This window comes from Escherichia sp. KCJ4928 (assembly GCF_004352695.1).
In the GTDB taxonomy this organism is placed as follows: domain Bacteria; phylum Pseudomonadota; class Gammaproteobacteria; order Enterobacterales; family Enterobacteriaceae; genus ECMA0423.
Map to the genome: position 1 here is coordinate 1 of NZ_SJWV01000624.1, position 417 is coordinate 417.

At 43.2% G+C, this 417-nt stretch carries 1 pseudogene; it reads right to left on the reverse strand.

The annotated features are described in order from the left end of the window. A pseudogene (locus tag E0D98_RS25935) lies at positions 1-417 on the reverse strand (F0F1 ATP synthase subunit beta); the annotation flags it as partial.

Here is a 417-nt window from a genome sequence, read left to right on the forward strand (position 1 = left end):
TGTAAATTGTTCAGCAACGTTGAAGTTTTGTGACAAGAAGAATTGGATACGACGAGCACGTCCAACCAATGTTTTTTCTTCGTCTGACAATTCATCCATACCAAGGATTGCGATGATATCTTGCAATTCACGGTAACGTTGAAGAACACGTTGAACTTCTGTTGCAACTTCATAGTGTTCTTGACCAACAATTTCTGGTGCAAGGGCACGTGAACTTGAAGCAAGTGGGTCAACGGCTGGGTAGATACCCATTTGAGTCAACTTACGTTCAAGGTTAGTTGTTGAATCCAAGTGAGCGAATGCTGTTGCTGGCGCTGGGTCAGTGTAGTCATCGGCTGGCACGTAGATGGCTTGGATTGATGTAACAGAACCTTTTTTAGTTGATGTGATACGTTCTTGCAATTGACCCATTTCAGT